At 45.3% G+C, this 20051-nt stretch carries 18 protein-coding genes; 9 read left to right on the top strand and 9 right to left on the bottom strand.

Annotated elements, in window-relative coordinates:
- Positions 1 to 38: 38 nt before the first annotated feature.
- Together purC and RT034_RS05905 are read left to right on the top strand one after the other, a co-directional pair.
- The gene (gene purC, locus RT034_RS05910) at positions 39 to 767 is read left to right on the top strand and encodes a phosphoribosylaminoimidazolesuccinocarboxamide synthase (protein ID WP_050325481.1); all 729 of its coding nucleotides are present in this window, start codon (positions 39 to 41) and stop codon (positions 765 to 767) included.
- 195 nt (positions 768 to 962) lie between these two features.
- A complete protein-coding gene (locus tag RT034_RS05905) occupies positions 963 to 2039 on the top strand; it encodes an FUSC family protein (RefSeq protein ID WP_313014916.1) in 1077 nt (358 codons plus the stop codon).
- Between the two features lie 105 nt (positions 2040 to 2144).
- Here the strand turns inward: RT034_RS05905 and serB are convergent, their stop codons facing one another.
- The gene (gene serB / locus RT034_RS05900; RefSeq protein ID WP_313014915.1) at positions 2145 to 3140 is read right to left on the bottom strand and encodes a phosphoserine phosphatase SerB; all 996 of its coding nucleotides are present in this window, start codon (positions 3138 to 3140) and stop codon (positions 2145 to 2147) included.
- 81 nt (positions 3141 to 3221) lie between these two features.
- Between serB and RT034_RS05895 the strand changes: the two genes are divergently transcribed.
- From RT034_RS05895 to RT034_RS05885, 3 genes are all read left to right on the top strand, one after another.
- A complete protein-coding gene (locus tag RT034_RS05895) occupies positions 3222 to 4604 on the top strand; it encodes a hypothetical protein (protein ID WP_313014913.1) in 1383 nt (460 codons plus the stop codon).
- A gap of 109 nt (positions 4605 to 4713) precedes the next feature.
- A complete protein-coding gene (locus RT034_RS05890) occupies positions 4714 to 4950 on the top strand; it encodes a PA3496 family putative envelope integrity protein (protein WP_007116151.1) in 237 nt (78 codons plus the stop codon).
- A gap of 81 nt (positions 4951 to 5031) precedes the next feature.
- Positions 5032 to 5571 carry a UPF0149 family protein gene (locus RT034_RS05885; RefSeq protein WP_313014911.1) on the top strand — a complete coding sequence of 180 codons (540 nt, stop codon included), beginning with the start codon at positions 5032 to 5034 and terminating at the stop codon, positions 5569 to 5571.
- Between the two features lie 56 nt (positions 5572 to 5627).
- On the opposite strand, the gene argG is transcribed toward RT034_RS05885, so the two are convergent.
- The 7 genes from argG to RT034_RS05850 form a co-directional block, all read right to left on the bottom strand.
- Positions 5628 to 6992, bottom strand: a complete 1365-nt coding sequence (gene argG / locus RT034_RS05880; RefSeq protein ID WP_313014910.1) for an argininosuccinate synthase — start codon at positions 6990 to 6992, stop codon at positions 5628 to 5630.
- 162 nt (positions 6993 to 7154) lie between these two features.
- A complete protein-coding gene (gene greA, locus RT034_RS05875; RefSeq protein WP_007116148.1) occupies positions 7155 to 7631 on the bottom strand; it encodes a transcription elongation factor GreA in 477 nt (158 codons plus the stop codon).
- 262 nt (positions 7632 to 7893) lie between these two features.
- Positions 7894 to 8445: a phosphatase PAP2 family protein gene (locus RT034_RS05870; protein WP_313014909.1), complete on the bottom strand. Its 552-nt coding sequence runs from the start codon at positions 8443 to 8445 to the stop codon at positions 7894 to 7896.
- 154 nt (positions 8446 to 8599) lie between these two features.
- Complete coding sequence (gene carB / locus RT034_RS05865; protein WP_313014908.1) at positions 8600 to 11845, bottom strand: carbamoyl-phosphate synthase large subunit; 3246 nt, start codon at positions 11843 to 11845, stop codon at positions 8600 to 8602.
- Positions 11846 to 11956: 111 nt separating this feature from the next.
- The gene (locus RT034_RS05860; protein WP_313014907.1) at positions 11957 to 12169 is read right to left on the bottom strand and encodes a hypothetical protein; all 213 of its coding nucleotides are present in this window, start codon (positions 12167 to 12169) and stop codon (positions 11957 to 11959) included.
- Positions 12170 to 13363, bottom strand: a complete 1194-nt coding sequence (gene carA, locus RT034_RS05855) for a glutamine-hydrolyzing carbamoyl-phosphate synthase small subunit (protein WP_313014906.1) — start codon at positions 13361 to 13363, stop codon at positions 12170 to 12172.
- 257 nt (positions 13364 to 13620) lie between these two features.
- Complete coding sequence (locus RT034_RS05850; RefSeq protein WP_007116143.1) at positions 13621 to 13854, bottom strand: hypothetical protein; 234 nt, start codon at positions 13852 to 13854, stop codon at positions 13621 to 13623.
- 134 nt (positions 13855 to 13988) lie between these two features.
- Between RT034_RS05850 and RT034_RS05845 the strand changes: the two genes are divergently transcribed.
- Complete coding sequence (locus tag RT034_RS05845; protein ID WP_313014905.1) at positions 13989 to 15260, top strand: FAD-dependent monooxygenase; 1272 nt, start codon at positions 13989 to 13991, stop codon at positions 15258 to 15260.
- Positions 15257 to 16504 carry an FAD-dependent monooxygenase gene (locus tag RT034_RS05840; protein ID WP_313014902.1) on the top strand — a complete coding sequence of 416 codons (1248 nt, stop codon included), beginning with the start codon at positions 15257 to 15259 and terminating at the stop codon, positions 16502 to 16504. The genes RT034_RS05845 and RT034_RS05840 overlap by 4 nt, the downstream gene beginning before the upstream one ends.
- Positions 16505 to 16579: 75 nt before the next feature.
- Here RT034_RS05840 and RT034_RS05835 read toward each other — a convergent pair whose 3' ends face one another.
- A complete protein-coding gene (locus RT034_RS05835; RefSeq protein ID WP_313014900.1) occupies positions 16580 to 17794 on the bottom strand; it encodes an OmpA family protein in 1215 nt (404 codons plus the stop codon).
- Positions 17795 to 18293: 499 nt separating this feature from the next.
- Between RT034_RS05835 and RT034_RS05830 the strand changes: the two genes are divergently transcribed.
- Together RT034_RS05830 and RT034_RS05825 are read left to right on the top strand one after the other, a co-directional pair.
- Positions 18294 to 18923: a rhomboid family intramembrane serine protease gene (locus RT034_RS05830; protein ID WP_313014897.1), complete on the top strand. Its 630-nt coding sequence runs from the start codon at positions 18294 to 18296 to the stop codon at positions 18921 to 18923.
- 112 nt (positions 18924 to 19035) lie between these two features.
- On the top strand, positions 19036 to 19971 hold the full coding sequence (locus tag RT034_RS05825) for a metallophosphoesterase (RefSeq protein ID WP_313014893.1): 936 nt from the start codon (positions 19036 to 19038) through the stop codon (positions 19969 to 19971).
- The last annotated feature ends 80 nt before the right edge of the window (positions 19972 to 20051 follow it).

The following is a 20051-nucleotide window of genomic DNA, read 5'->3' as shown; positions in this document are numbered from 1 at the left end:
AACCTTAGCCAATCTTAAACAGCCATTTGGGAATTACCATGCAAAAACTCGATTTACTTTATAAAGGCAAAGCAAAATCAGTCTTCGAAACTGACAATCCAGATTATCTGATTTTAGAATTTCGTGATGATACCTCTGCGTTCAACGGCGAGCGTATCGAACAGTTAGCGCGTAAAGGCAAAGTCAATAACCGCTTTAATGCCTTTATCATGCAAAAACTCAGCGAAGCAGGCATCGAAACCCATTTTGAACAGCAATTATCAGATGAAGAAGTGCTGGTCAAACGCCTAACAATGATTCCCGTCGAGTGTGTGGTACGTAACTATGCAGCAGGCAGCCTAGTACGTCGCTTAGGCTTACAAGAAGGTCAAGCGTTGACGCCACCTACCTTTGAATTATTTTATAAAGATGACGGTTTGGGCGACCCGATGGTAAATGATTCGTTAGCGGTATCACTTGGCTGGGCAACGCAAGCACAACTGGATGAAATGAAAGCCTTAACCTTTAAAGTCAATGACGTGTTATCAAAAATGTTTGATGACGGTGGTTTGATGTTGGTGGATTTCAAACTAGAATTTGGGGTATTCAAAGACCGTATCGTACTGGGCGATGAGTTCTCGCCAGATGGTTGCCGCGTCTGGGACAAACAAACCAAGAAAAAACTGGATAAAGACCGTTTCCGTCAAAGCCTAGGTGATGTGGTCGAAGGTTATGAAGAAGTTGCCCAACGTATTGGCGTGTCTTTGGTTGATGAGTCAGGTCGATAAATCGGACGCATTTATCAAGCTAGCTAATCGCTACAGCGAATCTAATTAAGTCCAATTAAATTTGGATGGCATGTGAAATAGATAAACATCTAAAACTGGGGCTTGCTCCAGTTTTGTGTTTTTAGCAGGTTATTTAAGTTTAAATTTAAGCTTAATTTTTTATCCCTCAATATGATTAATAAAAGAGTCTTTCATTTGGCCAACCCTATCACTCATCAATATATCAAGCACCCGCTTACCACCTTGACCCAATTCAATCGCAATCCCAGACCTTGGCATATGCCGTTGTTTGTGGCATTTGCGATTAGTTTTCCAGTGATGGTCGGCGCGTATCTGGGTGATTTGCGCATGGGGCTACTCGCGTCACTCGGTGCGATGGTGATTTTAAACTTACCCTATACTGGGTCGTTATTGTCTCGCATGACCACGGTATTGGCGTGTAGTTTTGGGATGGTCGCGTGTTTTGCCGTTGGTTTGGTCGCCCACAACGTACCCATCTTGACAATTCCCTTGATGTTTTTTGTGACCTTTTGGTGTACGCTGTTTAGCCGTTATTATAAGTTACCACCGCCTGCTGGGCTGTTTATCATCATGGCTTCAGCGATTGCGCTGTTTATGCCTGCACCCGTGTCACAAATCCCACAGCTGATTGGCGTGGTGGCATTGGGCGCGTTGTTTGCGGGGATGGTGGCGTGTTTTTATGCGTTATTGCTGATTTATAATAAGCCTATCTTACCGGTAAAGGCACCGATGCCCGTGCGGGAGATTTTGGGTGATACGCTCATTGTATCGGCGTTTATCGCTTTATCATTGCTGCTCGCGCTGTGGCTAGAGATGCCTAAGCCCTATTGGGTGCCGATGAGCTGCTATGTCATCATGCAAGGGATGAATTTTCAAAGCATGTGGATCAAGCAGATACATCGTATTGTAGGTACAGCGATTGGTATGCTGCTAGCTTGGCTATTGCTATCGGTGCATTTGAGCGATATGGGGGTGGCGCTAGGCATTTTTGGCATGATGTTTTGTATTGAGACTTTTGTGGTACGCCATTATGGGGTGGCGGTTATTTTTATCACCCCACTGACCATCTTTTTGGCAGAGTACAGCGCGGTGCAGCCTACCTCAATCAGTGAGATTATCGTCACGCGGCTTTGGGATACCGTGCTCGGCTGTCTCATGGGTGTGCTAGGCGGTATTGTCATTTTATCACCGATAGTGAGGCAAAAATTACAAGTCATCGTCGATAAAGTCGTGGCGAAATTGCCAATATAGCTTTTTTATCCAAAAAAACAAAAAAGCCACTCGATAATCTGGGTGGCTTTTTTATAATCTTTAAAATTCATTGTTAAAAATAATCTTTAAAACTAACCACTAGCATTAATCGCTCAATCCCAAGACAGTCATCACCCCATCGAGTCCTGCGACCGTTACCGCATAATTCGCTTGGTCGCGCACAATCGGTTTGGCGCGATAGGCAATACCGATATCGGCTAGTCCTAGCATTGGCAAGTCATTAGCGCCATCGCCGACAGCAACAGTCTCTGACAGCTTAATGCCTAGACGCTGTGCTACGGCTTGCAAAATTTCGGCTTTACGCTTGCCATCTACAATCGCTGAGGTGATTTCACCTGTCACTAGATTATCGACGATATCTAGGTCATTGGCATAACTCTCATCCATCCCTAAGCTGTTTTTCACGTATTCGGCAAAATAGTTAAAGCCGCCTGAGACCAACACCACATAGTAACCATGATTTTTTAGTGTGCTAATCAAGCGTTTTGCCCCTGGGCTAAAGGTAATGTGATTGGCAATAATATCTTCGAGCACCTCACTGGATAACCCTTTAAGCAAAGCCACACGGCGAGTAAAGCTTTCAGCAAAATCAATTTCCCCGCGCATGGCAGATTCGGTGATCGTATCGACTTGCTCACCAATCCCCGCTTTTTTTGCCAATTCCACAATCACTTCTTGCTCAATCAACGTCGAATCCATATCAAACAACGCCAGTTTATGCGGGCGCACCAATGTCGCAAGGGGCATGACATTGATATCTACGTGATAGAGGTTGTTGGCGGCGATTTGTTTGATCCGTTGCGGTAAGTCGCTGATATCGCTATCTAATTCTAGCGTCACAATCCAGCGAATCGTCGTCACAGGGCTGGTTTGCTCAGCTTGGGCGCGTGTGTCATTGGCTTGCCAATCAAGCTCATTGACTAAGGTGTCTTGATGTAAGAGGCGAATGGCAGGATGAAGGTTTGCAAGGGTTTGGCTAATTTGGCTCAATAGCCCCAATTCAAACTTGGCAGCGCTTAGGGTAATCGCGTAACTATGGGGAAAATGCTGATTAAGTTGATACAAAAAATTTGTCGTCATGGTAGTTTACCCCTTGTATGCCAAAAAAATAAACATGATAATGTAGCATTTAATCGCTCCTAAAGAAAGTTTAATCTACCCATGAATCATCTAGCCCCCCGTCAAGGCAAATTCGCTATTGTACTACTTATTAGTTTTTGTTTACATTTTTTGATGCTTACTTTTAGTAGTGAAAAATCCCAATACGAGCAGCGTACCCAAAAGGGTGAAAAAATTGTTGAACAGTTAGCCAAAGAAGCCATGGTGGGCATCACCAGCCAAGATAGAATTAGCCTGAGTGTCTTGGCAAACCGCTACCAAGTTGATCAGGAAGTCGCCAAGCTTGTCATCAGTGATCAAAACAATAAGCCGCTGGTGCAAACGGGACAAGCGCAAAACGAAGTGGGGCAGGTGATTGACAAACCCATTATCCAAAACAACCAAGTTCTCGGTCACGCCACCATCATTATGAAAGCGGTCTCCAAAGGCGAGATTGTCAGTAGTCAATGGTTGTTTGTATTAGGGTCAGCAATTTTGCATGGGTTTTTATGGCTGATTTATGGCTATATGGCGCGCCCAACGCAGGAACAGCTTGCGCAATTGGGTGAAAAAGTCCAGCAGCATATCGCGCTTGCGCGTGGTAGCCTAGCATCTACCAACCCTGCATTGACAGCGGATGGTGAATTGCAGTTAGACGAAGACACCTTGTACAATAAAGCAGGGGATAGCAGCGCGACCGCGCAACCTGCCGCCACTGGCAAAACCATCAATGATTTTTTAAATCGAGAAAAATCAAAATCTGCTAAAGACATTCCCCAAACCCAGCCCACAGCGACTAAAGCGACTGACAATCTGGCTCAAGAAACGACGATAGACAGCCAAAAACAACCCGAAATCGAATTACAAATTCATTTTTATGACCAGTATCATCTGCTAAAACGGGTGGCACCTGAAGTTGCAAAACCGTATTTTCAATTGTGTAATCAGCTATTGATGCGCGCATCAAACAGCTTATTTAATTCCTCAAACAATGTGTTAAATCGCTATATCAAAGACGTGTATATCAAAGACAACTCGCATTTTAATGCCAACGGCGCGGTCATTCATCTAGCAGGTAAAGCCGAGCAATTGCCACTGGCAGCGGTGTTATTGTCAAAATTGTTGATTATCCTCAACCAAGTGGTATACGAAAAACACCGTGAGCTATCGCGTTTTGCCTTGCCATTAACCATCGGTACTAGTATCAGCCATCAATTCGATGACGTACAAAAACTGATGGCAAACCACGCCAAAGAAGATGGTTTATTACTCCTGTATCCGCTCGATTTGCTTAAAACTTTAGATGGTAAAGTGCAGTTTAAAAACCTGCAACATCCGACCACTATCACAGAGCGTGAAATGGTTTGGTACAACGGTTTATCAGAAACCTTGATGACCGAACTCATTGCCAAACGCGATGATATTTTGACCGCCACAGAAAAATAAAAGAATCATGGCTATTTTTTATTTCGCCACTTGACTTGACTGACAAAACCCATTATAAGGCTTTATGAAATTGCAAATTTATCGAATCGACCAGCGAAAGGAGCACTAAATGGCTGATCCAGATATTGATGATAGCTTTGAAGATGACAATTTTGATGATGACGATGACGCGCGACTCGTAGATGACGACGCATCGGGTCGAAGTCGGGCAAGTAGTCTTGAAAAACGTCGTTTGATTGATAATTTATTGGAAGAAAAGCGTCTAGAGCGCTCACTCAAAGACAGTTTTGATGACGATCTTGATGACTTAGACGATGACGACGATTTTGACGATGATGAGTTGTAAGTCAAGCAAAAGGTTAATACACTAGGTATTAACCTTTCTTTTTTCAATCCGCTTTTTTGATAGCATACTAGGATAACCACCATGGATTTTGATGATTTAATCGATTTTTTAGACAGTGATGACAATGAATTTGGGCTATCGAGCATCGCTACACACGGCTTTTTAACCGCCTCTATTGTCGGCAAACCTTTAGACAATTGGCAAACCTATCTTTTTGAAGGGCATGAAAAACAAGTCAAGCCAGATGTGCTATCAGCCATTGTACAGTGGCGTGATGAGCTGCAAGCCATGCTGCAAGATGAGCGTGAAATTGAGCTGCCTTTTGATGTCGACGAAACTGACTATCTCGATATTGAAAACTCAGAAATTAGCGAATGGTCGGTGGGTTTTGTTGATGCCATGTATGCCAGCGATGACGAAGAAGATGATTGGTTTGATGATGACGACAGCGAAGAAGATGTGGCAATGCTGACGTTACCGATGATTTTGTTTAGTGGCATTGATGAAGACCAACCGGATATGCAAGAGCTACTCAAAGACCCAGAAACCATGAGTCAAATGGCACAAGCCATAGAAAAAAATATCGTTGAGTTGTTTTTGTTATTTCATACCAATGACTAAATGATGGGTTGTAACAAACTAAGGGCGTATTAAATACGCCCTTTTTATTTACCGCATTATTTTTGCTCTAGTTGCGGTACGTCTGAGCCGTGGGCATTGGATAACAAACCTGATTGGCTATATAACGCCAATTTAGCCCGGGTATCTGAAATATCTAGATTACGCATGGTCAGCTGACCGATACGATCCATTGGCGTGAACGCCGCATCTTCCACTTTTTCCATTGATAGGCGCTCTGGTTGGTAGGTCAAGTTGTCGGACTCGGTGTTTAAGATGGTATAGTCATTACCGCGGCGTAGCTCGATGGTGACTTCACCCGTGATAGCTTTGGCGACCCAACGCTGTGCGGTTTCACGAAGCATCAAGGCTTGTGAGTCAAACCAGCGACCTTGGTACAACAAGCGACCTAGGCGTAAGCCATTGATACGGTACTGCTCGATGGTGTCTTCGTTATGAATCCCAGTGACCAAACGCTCATAGGCAATGTGTAACAGCGCCATGGCAGGGGCTTCATAGATACCCCGTGATTTGGCTTCGATGATACGGTTCTCAATTTGGTCACTCATCCCAAGACCATGACGACCGCCGATTTCGTTGGCTTTTAAAATCAAATCCACTGGGCTATCAAAGGTTTCGTCATTGATTGCCACGGGCATGCCTTGTTCAAAGCGTACTGTTACCGTTTCTTTGTCGATTTTGACATTTTCATCCCAAAATGCCACACCCATAATCGGCTCAACGATGTGCATGCTGGCATCCAAAAATTCCAAATCCTTGGCTTCATGCGTCGCGCCGAGCATATTTGAGTCAGTTGAGTAGGCTTTTTCTTTGGACATTTTGTAGTCAAAGCCATTGTCGATTAAGAACTGTGACATCTCGCTACGACCGCCCAATTCATCAATGAAGGTTTGGTCAAGCCACGGTTTATAGATTTTAAGGGCAGGGTTAGTGAGTAGACCATAGCGATAAAAACGCTCAATATCATTGCCTTTATAAGTTGAGCCATCGCCCCAAATGTTGACATCATCTTCTTTCATGGCGGTGACTAGCATGGTGCCTGTGACCGCACGACCCAGTGGCGTGGTGTTGAAGTAGGGCATACCACCGGTGCTGACATGAAACGCACCACATTGAATTGCGGCAATACCTTCAAGCGCCAATTGCAAACGGCAATCAATCAAACGCGCTTTGACCGCACCGTATTGGTCGGCTTTTTTGGGAATGGCGTTGTAATCGTCTTCGTCAGGTTGACCTAAGTTCGCGGTATAAGCGTATGGCAGCGCGCCTTTTTGCTTCATCCAAAGTAGCGCAGCTGAGGTGTCAAGTCCGCCTGAAAACGCGATACCAACTTTTTGTCCGACGGGGACAGATTGTAAAATGGTGGCGTTATTGGTGGCATTGTTTGTGGTATCGTGGCTCATAACCTTTCCTATCAAGTCATCAAAAAATAATGTGCAAAATCAACCTATCGAATTATTGTAACATTTTTGTCAACGTGTTTTTCGCCATTTTTTGACAATTACCCATAATTTGTCGCAATAAAAAAGCCAATCATTTGATTGGCTGTATCGGCTAAATCGCGGTTATTGGTACAAGACTTCGACGATTTCATATTCGACTTCGCCGCTTGGGGTTTGGATTTTGGCTTCATCACCTTCTGATTTGCCAATCAGACCGCGCGCGATGGGCGAATTAATCGAGATTTTATTGGCTTTAAAATCCGCTTCGTCATCACCCACAATTTTATAGCGTTTTTGCTCTTCCGTATCGAGATTTTCAATCACTACCGTGACGCCAAACACCACGCGACCTTCTTGCGGTAGTTTGAGCGGATCAATGACTTCAGCCCCGCCCAATTTGGCTTCAATATCGCGAATACGGGCTTCACAAAATCCTTGCTGCTCACGGGCAGCATGGTACTCGGCATTTTCTTTTAAGTCGCCATGTTCGCGCGCTTCGGCAATCGCCGCGGTAATACGTGGACGGTCAACGGTTTTGAGCTGTTTGAGCTCTTCTTCTAAAGCCGCGTGACCTTGAGGCGTCATTGGATAACGTTGCATAGGGGATTCCTTTTGTCACAAATAGGGATTCAAACGGCAAGATTGCCAAAGTAACAAGTCACAAAAAATGGTCATCAACGCTCGTGATTAACCATTATCTATTTTGTATAGATGAAAAAAACCATGCTAGACAGGGCTACTGCCTAACAAGGTTCTAGTAAAAAATCTGCTGTGCTGCGTTAATCACCACAATAACGGTATTTTACTTGATAACGGCTTGTGATGCAAAGCATTCACTCAATTGACTGAATGAACCCTCATATCACCAAGCTGAGCTGATGGTAACACCCACGGCTTTATTTTCATACCAAGGTAAAATAGTGGCATTGTCAAACGGTTGCGTCATCACCAAACCACTGACGATACCCAGCGCGCAGCCAGCAACCACATCACGGGTATGGTGCTTGTCGGCATCCACACGTGACCAGCCCACATAGGCGGCAGGAATCATTGCCATCGAGCCATAGCGCCAGCCATAGCGTTGACCGATGAAAGTCGCGCCCGCGCAAGAATCACTAGCATGCCCTGACGGAAACGAGTAATCTTCGCCATTGGGACGTTCGCCCCAAGCGGTGTCATTGGTGGTGTATTTGAGCGCATAGGTAGCCGCCAAATTGGTTGCCATGGTTTTGCCTAGTTGATAGACGCCTTCTTGGTCATGTTTGGCAAGTGCCATGCCTAAGCCTGCTACCGGGATAGCAATATGCAATATATCGCCCGCTTTTTCGCTATCGCTTTTGGCATATACCGTTGTCGTCGGCGCTAATACAGCAGCGAGCAGTATGATATTAAAGGTCTTAGAAGGTTGTCTCATGGCATTCACACCCTGATTGTGGTTAGTGGTCAAAACATTGATAAACGTGGCTATACTTAGGGCAAACCCAGTGTACACCCCAAACCTTAGGATTATCTTAGCCCATAAAAAAATACTGATAGCGCTGGCTATCAGTATTTTAAAATAGCGGTGATTATCCCTGTGTCTGTGTATGTAGCGATTGGAGCTTATACACATCAAATGGTAGCTGCACTTTATACGCTTGGGTAACTGCTGCCGCGGCATTTAAGGTGGTCACATTAAATACTTTATGCTGTAAGGCTGAGCGGCGAATCGAGAACGAGTCTTCATGCGCTTGTTTGCCTTCAGTGGTATTGACCACAATCGCAATCTCACCATTTTTGATGGCATCGACGATATGTGGGCGACCCTCGGTGACTTTGTTGATGCGCTCACAGGGGATACCTGCTTCGGTCAAGATTTTTTGTGTACCTGAGGTTGCCACAAGTTTAAAGCCATAGTCGGCAAATTGTTTTGCCACTGGTACTAGATTGGCTTTGTCGCTTTCACGCACTGATAAGAAGACTTTTTTAACTTCATTCTCTACTGGCAAACCGGGCAACCTATCGTTACTGCCGATGATGGCTTTGTAGTAAGCCTCACCAAAGGTCTGACCCACGCCCATGACTTCACCCGTTGATTTCATCTCAGGGCTTAAAATGGGGTCAACGCCTGGGAATTTGGCAAAAGGGAAGACCGCTTCTTTGACCGCAAAAAATGTTGGAATCACCTCAGTGGTAAAGTTTTGTTCCACAAGCGTTGTGCCAGCCATACAACGCGCAGCAACTTGCGCAAGTGAAGTGCCAATGCATTTTGATACGAAAGGCACCGTACGTGAGGCGCGTGGATTGACTTCAAGGATATAAACCACACCATCTTTGACCGCGTATTGGACGTTCATCAAGCCCACCACACCCAGCTCTTTTGCCATCGCCACGGTCTGTTCGCGCATCACATCGCAAATCTCTTGGCTAAGTGAATACGGAGGGATTGAACACGCTGAATCACCTGAATGCACGCCCGCTTGTTCGATGTGCTGCATGATACCGCCAATCACCACGTTGGTGCCGTCAGAGATACAATCCACATCCACTTCAATCGCATCATCCAAGAAACGGTCAAGTAACACAGGGGCTTCATTGGACGCTTGTACGGCTTCACGCAAATAACGACGCAGTTCGTTTTCGTTATAGACGATTTCCATGGCGCGACCGCCCAACACGTAAGAGGGACGGACAACTAGGGGATAGCCCACTTGCGTCGCTTTGACAATACCGTCTTCGGTACTGGTCGCCAAGGCATTGGGTGGCTGAGTAAAGCCCAATTGCTGAATCATGTGTTGGAAACGTTCACGGTCTTCTGCACGGTCAATCGCATCTGGGCTAGTACCGATGATATGCACGCCAGCGGCCTCCAGTGCACGCGCTAATTTTAATGGCGTTTGTCCACCGTACTGCACAATCACGCCTTCGGGTTTTTCGATGCGCACGATTTCAAGCACATCTTCTAACGTAATAGGCTCAAAGTACAGACGGTCAGAGGTGTCATAGTCAGTTGAAACCGTTTCAGGGTTACAGTTGACCATGATGGTCTCATAACCATCTTCACGCATTGCCAAGGCGGCGTGCACACAGCAATAGTCAAATTCAATACCTTGACCAATGCGGTTAGGACCACCACCGATGACCATGATTTTTTTGTTGTTGGTTGGATTGGCTTCACATTCGTCATCATAGCTTGAATACATATAAGCGGTTGAAGTCGAAAACTCCGCGGCACAGGTATCCACGCGTTTGTACACAGGATACACGCCCAAATCCCAACGTTTTTTACGCAGTTGTTTTTGTGAAATACCCAGTAGTGTTGCTAAGCGTAAATCTGATAACCCTTTACGTTTGAATTGACGCAAGTTGTCGCGGGTCAAACCGCCAAAGCCAGTTTCTTTTACCAATTTTTCCGTTTTGACGATGTCTTCAATTTGCACTAAAAACCAAGGGTCAATACGAGTAAACTCAAACACTTCATCCACGCTCATGCCAAAACGGAAGGCATCAGCAATGTAGAAAATACGGTCGGGTGTAGGGGTTTTTAATTTAACTTTTAAGGTGCTGCGAATGGTATCGTCGTCTTGATTGAAATCAAGATACTCATCAAAACCATTCACCCCAATCTCAAGACCGCGTAACGCTTTTTGCATCGACTCTTGGAAGTTACGACCAATCGCCATCACTTCACCCACCGATTTCATTTGGGTAGATAAGGTGCTATCAGCTTGGGGGAATTTTTCAAAGTTAAAGCGCGGTACTTTAGTCACCACATAGTCAATGGCGGGCTCAAAGCTGGCTGGGGTCAAGCCGCCTGTAATATCGTTGCTAAGTTCATCGAGCGTGTAACCGACCGCAAGTTTTGCCGCGATTTTGGCAATCGGAAAACCCGTGGCTTTAGATGCCAAGGCGGATGAACGGCTGACACGTGGGTTCATCTCGATGACCACCATACGACCTGTTTTTGGGTCAATACCAAATTGTACATTTGAACCACCGGTCTCGACGCCAATCTCACGCAGCACCGCCAATGACGCATTACGCATGATTTGGTATTCTTTATCCGTCAAAGTCTGAGCAGGCGCCACAGTGATAGAGTCACCTGTGTGGACACCCATAGGGTCAAAGTTTTCAATCGAACAGACGATGATGCAGTTGTCTTTTTTGTCACGGACAACTTCCATCTCATACTCTTTCCAACCGATTAAGCTTTCGTCAATCAATATTTGGTGAGTGGGCGATAAGTCAAAGCCACGCTCACAAATCTCGACAAATTCGTCACGGTTGTAAGCGATACCGCCACCCGAACCACCCATGGTAAACGATGGGCGAATGATGCAGGGAAAGCCGACTTTGGCTTGAATGGCGAAGGCTTGTTCCATGGTTTCAGCCACTTCGGCGCGCGGGCACTCTAAGCCGATTTTTTTCATCGCTTGGTCAAACAGGTTACGGTCTTCGGCTTTTTCGATCGCGTCTTTGGTCGCGCCAATCAGCTCACAGCCATATTTTTCCAGTACGCCATGCTTGTCCAAGTCTAAGGCACAGTTGAGCGCGGTTTGTCCGCCCATGGTTGGTAAGATGGCATCAGGGCGTTCTTTATCAATGATACGCTCTACCGTTTGCCAGGTGATAGGCTCGATGTAGGTGGCATCTGCCATGACAGGGTCAGTCATAATGGTGGCTGGATTTGAGTTAACCAGAATGACGCGGTAGCCTTCTTCACGTAAGGCTTTACAGGCTTGTGCGCCTGAATAGTCAAACTCACAGGCTTGTCCGATGACGATAGGACCTGCGCCAATGATAAGAATGGATTTGATGTCGGTACGTTTTGGCATTGCTTTACACCCTTTTTAACTGCATTACGTAAAATTTAAAATAAAAAACTGAGTACTAACTGATGTTCTAAAACCCTAATTTTAAAAAAAGCGCGATTAACGCACTTTTTATTATAAATAAAACTCACCTTTGCCCACTTCGATGACCTTGCCACCCACAAAAATGTTTTGCTCGTTATCGACTTTGAGCATCAAGCGGTTGGGTCTGCCCATGTCATCGCCTTGGTGAATGGCTTTGCTTATCGGATAGTGATTTTGGCTAATATTGCCACTAAAATGGGTTTCAGCAAAGACATTAACCAGGTGAAAAGGGTATTGTTGCATTTACGCTTTCGCCTTTGCCATCATAGCTGCGAATTTATCAAATAGTGGCGCACAGTCATGGGGTCCTGGGCTGGCCTCTGGATGTCCTTGAAAACTAAACGCAGGCTTATTAGTAAGCTCGATGCCTTGATTTGAGCCATCAAATAACGAACGATGCGTCACTTTCACATTGCTAGGAAGCGTACTTTCATCCACCGCAAAACCATGGTTTTGTGAGGTAATCATCACCGTACCTGCTTCGATATCTTGTACAGGGTGGTTGGCACCATGGTGACCAAATTTCATCTTCAAGGTTTGCGCGCCGCTAGCCAGTGCCAATAGCTGATGACCTAGACAAATACCAAACAGCGGAATATCGGTTTGGGTGATGATATGTTTGATCGCATCAATGGCATAAGTACAAGGTTCAGGGTCACCAGGACCATTGGACAAGAAAATACCATCTGGGTTATGTTTGAGCACCTCATCGATAGGCGTTTGGGCAGGCACAACGGTGACATGACAGCCGAGGTCAACGAGCATACGCAAGATGTTGGTTTTGACGCCAAAGTCATACGCCACGATGTTAAATTTTTGCTCGATGTCAGTGCCCAATTCTTTAAAGCGACCACAAGTTGGGCTCACTTCTGGACTCACCAGTTGCCATGAGCCTTGCGTCCAGGTAAAACCCGCTTGGTCACAGCAGACTTTCGCCAAGTCCATGCCTTTGATACCGGCAAAACTTTTGGCAAGTTCGATTGCTTTGGCTTCATCGAGCTGACCGTCGCTATCGGCGGTCATGATACAACCGTTTTGTGCGCCTTTTTCACGTAGTAGGCGAGTGAGTTTTCGGGTGTCGATATCAGCGATGGCAACGGTGTTATGGTTAATCAGATACTCGCTTAGTGATTGGCTTGAGCGAAAGTTACTGATCGCCATGGTCAAATCACGGATAATCAATCCATTTGCCCACACTTTATGAATACGACCTGACTCTGTGTCTTCGTCGTTGGTGCCCGTATTACCGATATGCGGGTAGGTTAACGTGACGATTTGCTGGGCGTAGCTTGGGTCGGTCAAGATTTCTTGGTAACCTGTCATCGCTGTATTAAACACGACTTCACCAACGGTGTGTCCGCTAGCACCGATGCTGCGACCATAAAAAACCGTACCATCTGCCAATGCCAAAATTGCTTTTGCGTAATTCGTGTTCACCTAGTGCCTCCGCTCGTATCCTGTGTTCTACCCATGTGTGCGACGGTATACGATGCCCAGTCAATGCACATACCGTAAAAAGTATCGCCCACAAAAAAGCGAGAAGACATTGATTTTAAAGAAAATAGCTAACTGGTTTTAATGCGTTACCAGTCTGTGCCATTAACTTTATCATGCCAACTCGCTAAGGTTTGATTTTGCCTATTTTAACAGAACATCACAAAAAAAGGTAGCCAAAATTTTTGTCGAAATACAGTCTAAAAAGTACGTAAACTTGGTTGAAACAAACCAACCACAAACCAAATCGTTTCAACAATCCAAATGATCAGTACATACAAGCGGATTTGCTCGGCGGTCCAATCTAGCGAAAACCAGCCAATTAGCCACCACGATTGCCAACCTTCTAGCCATTTTGCGCCATTTCCCAGCAGCACCCAGCCATAAAATATACTGCTAAGCAAAAACAGCAACAACCATTGCAGTACTGGCATTTTGCTTATTCCTTTAACATTTGCTTTATGGATTTTACCCAATTGCCGCCACAAAGCGCGTAAGGATTTGTGCTAAACTGGTAAAAAATTCTGATAAGGTGCGCTTTAACCGCCCTTTAAAAAAGAGAACAGTCATGAATATTCTTACCCCCCAAACTGTGGTGATTATCGGCGGCGGCAATGTCGGTTTATCCTTTGCTTTACTGCTTGCCGACAAAGGCATCTCAAGTACGCTACTAGAAAAAGCCAAGTATCCGACCATCAGCCCTGATGATGACTTAGACCGCGAGCAATTTGACAGCCGTAACATCGCGCTGTCACGCCGTACGGTACAAATTTATCGTGGTATGACCTTTAATGGCAAAACGCTATGGGATGACTTGCAAAGCCATGCCTGCCGCATTGATGAAGTCGCTATCAGTGAAGAAGGTAGTTTTGGTAAAGCGACCCTCAACAAAGAAGACGAAGGGGTGGAAAGTTTTGGACAAGTAATGGAAAACGCTTGGCTTGGCAAAAAATTACTGCTCGCCGTGCAAAACAATCCGCTGATAACTTTGCTAGACGGTGCCAGCTTGACAGATATACAACAGACGGCAACCGATGTCACCATTCGCTTTGACCAAGCTCACCAAGCTCGCCAAACCTTAACGGCTGATTTACTGGTGGCTTGTGATGGTCAAAACTCGCCAAGCCGTCAACTACTGGGCATTGGCGCAACTGCGCATGATTATCACCAAGTCGGTGTCGTGGGCGTGGTCATGACGGACAAACCGCACCAGCATCAAGCGATTGAACGCTTTAATAAAATGGGCGCAGTTGCCGTGTTGCCTTTGGTTGATGCGTTTGATATCGGTCAAGGGGATGGACGACAAGCCCAGCAAGGCTACCGCCGCTCTGTGGTATGGGTGTGCCCAAAAGGCGAAGAACAGCGCTATTTGGATGACGACCAATACTTTCTTGACACTATTCAACAAGCCTTTGGCAGCTTAGCAGGCAGGTTTGTCAAAGCGGGTAAACGCGGCGCGTATCCACTGGTGAAAATATTGGCAGATAGCCAAGTCAAAGGTCGCTGCGTCATCATGGGCAATGCCGCCCACACCTTGCACCCTGTTGCAGGACAAGGCTTTAACCTATGTATGCGTGATGCTGATACGCTCGCCAAGATGCTAGCACAGCAAGTGATGCGCGGCGAAGATATTGGCGATAGTAGCATGCTACAAACTTATGCCAAACGCCGTAAAGCTGACCAAAAACGGGTAGAAATTTTCTGCGATACGGTGGTGTATGGTTTTATGCACCAAAATCCCTTGCTCAAAATCGCGCGTAATGTCGGACTCATTGCCTTTGATAAAGTGCCATTTGTGAAGCCAGCTGTGGCAACCTTTGCGATGGGGCTGAAATCATGAAAAACACTACATTAATCATCGGCGGTGGTGTTGTTGGCACGACATTGGCGTTAAAGCTTGCCCAAGCGCGCCATCCTGTCACCTTGATTGACGCCCGTCCACACCTCACTCAAGCCGACTGGGAGCAAAAACTCACCGAGCGTGATGCTCGTGTCTATGCCTTAAGCGTTGCCAGTATCAACCTACTCAAAGAGGTCGGTGCATGGCAGCGTATCGAACAAAGCAAACGCAAAGCCGACTATACCCAAATGCAGGTATGGCAAACCAATGGCGTGGGCGAGCTAAATTTTGGTGATGCTCAAACACCGCAATTATTGGGTAGTATGGTTGAGCCATTTATCATCGAAAAAGCGCTGTATGACAGTTTTGACGATGAGCGGCTTGTCCATCAGGGTCAATCCTATTTGCGCCATATTGCAGGGCATAAGGTCACCGATATCGCTTGGCAAGGTGAAGATTTGGGGTATCAAGTTAGCTTAGATAATGGCACCACGCATCAAGGTAAGCTATTAATCGGTGCTGATGGGCGCGGCTCTATGGTACGCCAAGCGGCAGGGATTGGGTTAGATACTTTGGCGTATCAGCAAACAGCAATCTGCTGCGCCATCAAAACCGAGCAGCCACACAAGGCGACAGCCAGACAAGTGTTTTTGCCGACAGGGCCTTTGGCACTTTTACCGCTGGCAGATGTGACGGCTGACGATCAGGCGAACCCGCAACATTGGCAATCAGTGGTATGGACATTGCCGACCAATGCTGCCCTTGATTTACTCTCGCTGCCACCAAAAGAGCTTGCCAAAGAACTCGCCTTTGCCAGTGGCTATGCCTTAGGCGATATCACTGAGATTGAGTCAATCGCCAGTTTCCCACTGGGTGCCCAACATGCCAAAAATTATGTCAAAGCCAACTTAGCGTTGATTGGCGATGCCGCGCATGGGGTGCATCCTTTGGCGGGACAAGGCTTAAACTTGGGTATGCTCGATATCATCGCATTGAGCGATATTTTGCAAAAAGATTATCAGCGGTCAAGCAACAAGCTATGGGCAAGTCTTGCGACATTACAGCGTTATGAGCGTCAACGCTATGCAAATAACGCTATGATGATGCATAGTTTTTCTGGGATTAATTGGATTTTTGCTACACAGTTGCGTCCGATTCAGCAGTTACGCAGTGAAGGCGTGAGCATGGTTAGCAAGATCAAACCCTTGATGAAATTCTTTACCCAAAAAGCCAGTGGCATCTAAAAATTTTTAACAGCAAAAAAAATCCTCGATAACTTATCGAGGATTTTTAATGATGAATCAACCGTGAAAGGTGGTTTAATTCGCTGGGCTTGCAACGGTTGTAACGGTTGTGGTACCGGTTGCAGGAATTGCATTGTCATCAACAATGTATGCATCGACACGGCGGCCTTCTTGGTCTTTACCTGCAGCACCTGTCGTGTCTTGAGGTTTGATCAATTCAAGTTGTGATTGTGGCACACCATTAGCTACTAAGAATGATCTAACTGCTTGGGCACGCTCTTTTGCTAATTTCTCATTGGCAGCGGCATTACCTGTGCTGTCGGTATAACCACTGATACCGATTTTTTTACCTTGTTTAGCGGCTTCAAGGATATCATTGGCTTTTTCTTTGGCATTACCAGCAACTTGTGCTTTACCCGTAGCAAAGTAGAAGCTTAGGCGACCATTTTCAAATACCACTGAAGGCTCAGTGCTAGAAATAGTTGTTGCCGTTGTTTCAGTGGTTGTCATCGTTGTGCCAGATGCCATTGGCATACTTGCAACAGCGGTATCAGTAGCGGACGCCACAGCTAGGGCTGAGGTATCGGTTGCACTTGCCGCAGAGACTTCAGTTGTGGTAGTGGTTGTTGTTGTTGAAGCAGTGGTAGAAGCCACAACTGGCGTCGCGACTGGCTCAGTTTTGTTACATGATTTTAACAATGCCCAAGCAAGTGCACCTAAAATCAACAGACCAATAATTGGCAGTAACATTTTCATCAAGCCGCCTTCTTCCGCTTTAGGCGTAGCAACCAAATGCTCCTCTGTACGAGTGGTCGTTTGGACAGTAGGCGTGGTTGCTGCATGCGCAGGCGACAAATTCAACATAGTCAAAATGCCTGCTGGGATAAATGCATATGCCCAAGCAGGAATCACAGAAGCCACAGACGCAATATTATTTGATAAGAAAGTATTAAGTGGTGTCGTACCTGATAGTGAGCGTAATTCACGCATTACCAGCGGGGCAGCGCGGCTTACTAACGAACTGGTTTCTTGCTCTGGTACACTGTAATGACGTGAGAGCTGTTGCACTAGATCTGTACGATGGGTGGTATCTGGCAGGACACGGTCAAAAAAGCTGTTGTCATCATCAGCGATAGTAGCGTTAGCAAAGCTATTAGAGATGTTACCATCAGCCAGACGTGCAACCAAAATAGCGTATAATTTTTCTAATAAAGATGAGCGGTTGGCATCCGTTGCATTATTTAAAAGAACGGGTGTTACTGTACGGGTTAAATGTTCAATGATATTCATAATTCGATCCTCAACAAAATGAAGGGTTAACAACAACCATAAAACCAATGTATTATTTTTATATCCAACACACGAGTTAATAATTCTTCAATATATGTTCAAAAATTATTATTATTTATGGTTATTGGGTTTTTTTATTGCATTGCTATTTAATTTTAACAATACTGAGAAAAACTGCCGCAAAACAAGAGACTTTGTTAAATCTTTTGCAGTCTTACTCAAATATAACTAATAAATTAAAGCAAAATGGGGGTGTCTTCAGTTATTTTAAGGTAACTATTGCGTAAATATTGTGTTAAAAATTCAGATCGCCCCTACTTTGGGTTAACTTGAGTAAAGGTGTGTTGTTCAAATTTGCAGGGTCTGTCTCTGCTAGCTCAACACTTATGACAGTTTTAGGTATCACTCTTATCAGTATATTCACATTTGGCTTATTGAGATAACACGATATCTTAATCATAATCATACTTATCATTATTTATTGCTATTTTGAGGTGCTATGTCACTTTTTTCTAACCATACTTTATTTATCATTATTATTACGGTGGTCGTCAGTTTATTAGCTTGGCAATCACCCCAACTGATGCAAAGGTTAATTTTTTATCCGCCTGCAGTGCAGCGTGGACAAGTCGATCGCTTTGTTACTCATGGTTTTATCCATGCCGATGGGATGCATTTGTTTTTTAATATGTTTACTTTGTATTCGTTTGGACAAGCAGTACAGGGTTTGTTCATGTCCAAACTCGGCAGTCTAGGGTTTGTGCTGTTTTATTTTGCCGCTTTGGTGGTGGCGATTATGCCAACCTATCTAAAACAAAAGAACAATCCTGGTTATAGCAGCTTAGGGGCTTCGGGCGCTGTTTCAGCGGTAATTTTTAGCTATATTTTAATGAATCCTTGGTCGACATTGTTGCTGTTTGTGATTCCTGTACCTGCGATTGTGTTCGCGGTGGCGTATGTGGCGTATAGTGTGTGGGCGGATGGGCAAGGTCGCGGCAGTATCAATCATTCGGCACATTTGGTGGGTGGTATTTTTGGTATGTTAGCCACGATTGCCATTGAGCCAGGTATTGTGGCGCATTTTTTTAACCAATTAATGCACCCAAGATTTTTAGGCTTTGGTGGCTAACATTTAGGGGCTAAAAATTGCGTGGCACTTCTCGCTAGTTACAGGTTGCCCATTTAATAGTCGCTTGGCTAGTTAACGCTAAAGTCGTAAAAAGCAGTAAAAGGTAAAAAACATGATTTATGATGTGATTGGTGATGTGCATGGTCAGGCAGATAAACTCATTGGGTTACTGACGCAGTTGGGCTATCAACATGATGGTCAGTGTTTTCAAGCGCCCGCCAATCACCAAGCGATTTTTATCGGCGACTTGATTGATCGGGGCAGTCAACAGCTGCAAACCTTATCTATCGTATTTGCGATGATTGACCACGGGCAAGCGCTCGCGGTCATGGGTAATCACGAGTATAATGCGTTAGCTTACGCAACACCCGATGCCCGCGATGCAAGCCAATATTTACGACAACATGATGATAAAAACACCTCGCAGCATCAAGCGTTCCTTGATGAAGTAGGGTTTGGCAGTGAGTTGCACCAGTTTTGGCTCAAGCGGTTTTATGAATTACCCCTGTGGCTAGCGTTGGATGATGCGTGTTTTGTGCATGCTTGTTGGGACAGTGACGCGATGGCGATTTTAAAACCGCTGTTAACGACAGACAATCGCTTAACGCCTGTTGCGCTACAAAAAACCAGTGAGGAAGGCACGCCACCTTTTGAGGCACTGGAAAGAGTGCTTAAAGGTGTGGAAGCGCCGCTACCTGAAGGCATTCATCTAGTGGATAAAGAAGGTCATCAACGTAAAAATGTACGGGTACAGTGGTGGCAACCGAGTTTGTCGTTTCAGCCGATTCACCAGATCGCGCGCGCTAGCCAAGAGGATTTGATTCATATCCCTAAAGACACGTTGACCGCTGAGATTTTGTTCGGGCTTGACCATGACAAACCTATTTTTGTCGGGCATTATTGGCTAAATGGCACGCCTGAGCTACTTAGTCATCAAGTCGTCTGTGTGGATTATTCTGCTGCCAAAGATGGGTTTTTGACGGCTTATCAATTTGACACCGATCATCCGGCTTTGACCTCAGCGAATTTTATTCAATATCAGCATTAACCCAAGGCTAAACCATAAACTGGGTGTAATATAAATTAAAATATTTGTTTAAAGCTTACGGCTAAAAATGATAGCCAGTG

Origin of the sequence: Moraxella sp. CTOTU48841, assembly GCF_032061225.1 — a bacterium.
Lineage (GTDB): Bacteria > Pseudomonadota > Gammaproteobacteria > Pseudomonadales > Moraxellaceae > Faucicola > Faucicola cinerea.
Note: the sequence above shows the minus strand (reverse complement) of the source record. Positions and strands in the feature narration are given on the sequence as shown.